Annotated in this window: 1 protein-coding gene; it reads left to right on the forward strand. The window is 72.9% G+C overall.

Going from position 1 to position 1,478, the window contains the following annotated elements; translation table 11 throughout:
* On the forward strand, positions 1-1,478 hold a 1,478-nt coding region (locus EYA84_RS33205), incomplete at both ends, for a hypothetical protein (RefSeq protein WP_161595085.1).

The following is a 1,478-nucleotide window of genomic DNA, read 5'->3' on the forward strand; positions in this document are numbered from 1 at the left end:
GCCGCCGCGCCTGCGGCGGTGCCGGCGGCCGTCGTGCCGCTCGCGGCGGCGCCCAAGAAGCAGTGTGCGGTCACCGACCCGAGGCTGCGGGAGCTGTCCGGTCTGGTGGTCACCCGTAACGGGTACATCGTGATCAACGACAGCACCGACCAGGACAGCCGCAAGCAGGTCTTCTACCTGAACAAGGACTGCCAGGTCACCCGCGCGGTCCCGTACTCCGGTGCGGGGCCGTTCGACACCGAGGACCTCGCCGTCTCGCCGGACGGCAGGACGTTGTGGATCGCCGACACCGGCGACAACATCACCAGCCGGCAGCGCCGCGAGCGGGTGGCGGTCTGGAGCATGCCGATCAGCGGGAACAAGTCGCCGGTCCTGCACCGGCTGGCGTACCCGGACGGCAAGCCCCGTGACGCCGAGGCGCTGCTGATCGGCAACGACAACCTGCCGCTGATCATCACGAAGGTGACCTCCGGCAAGGCGGAGATCTTCACCGCCGACGGTGCGCTCAAGAGCGGCGACACCGAGCCGGTGCCGATGAAGAAGCTCGGCGACATCGAGCTGCCCAAGACCGACACCGAGAACCCGCTGAGCACGTTCGGGCGGGTGGCGATCACCGGTGCGGCCCGGTCCCCGGACGGTGCCCGGGTGGTGCTGCGCACGTACGCCGACGCCTTCGAGTACGACGTGCAGAACGGCGACCTCGTCGCCGCGCTGACCACCACCACGCCCCGGGTGACCCCGCTGGCCGACCCGTTCGGCGAGGCGATCGCGTACTCGACCGACGGCAAGACCTTCCTGACCGTCTCCGACGCGGGGCATCTCGACGACAACGAGCCGGTCGACATCCTCAGCTACACCCCGTCCACGGAGGGCCCGAAGGACCTGGCCAACGACCCGGACGCGGTGAAGAACGCGGCCGGCCGGTCGTGGTTCGACGGGCTGACCCTGGACGACATCACCTACCTGATCGCCACTGTCGGTGTACTCGGTGCGCTGCTGGTGGGCGCCGGCATCTTCGGCATCCTGCGGGCCCGCAAGCGCCCGACGCCGGCCGCCAAGAGCCGCGACGGCGACGATGACGACGACGACCCGAGCCGCAAGGACGACGCTTTCGGCCCGAAGGACCGTGGTCGGGGCGCGGTGTACGGCGGCGCCCAGTCCGGTGCCGTCTACGGCGGCCCGGCGAAGGGTGGACGGCCGGAGGGCTCGCGGTCGGGAGCGGTCTACGGCGGTGCCCGTCCGGCGGGCGCCAACGGCTCTCGCCCGGCTCAGGGCGGTGGCGTCTACGGCGGTGGTGGCGGTGGCCGCTCCGGCGGCGAGGGTGGCCGGTCGGGTGGCGAGGGCGGACCGGTCTACGGTGGCGGCCGTCCCGGTGGCGGTGGCCGCCCGGCTCAGGGCGGCGGTGGACGCTCCGGCGGCGGTGGGGTCTACGGGGGCGGCGGTGGTCGGGCCGGTGGACCGCCCGGTGGCGGCGGCCG

Source organism: Verrucosispora sp. SN26_14.1 (genome assembly GCF_004307965.1).
Taxonomy (GTDB): Bacteria; Actinomycetota; Actinomycetes; order Mycobacteriales; family Micromonosporaceae; genus Micromonospora.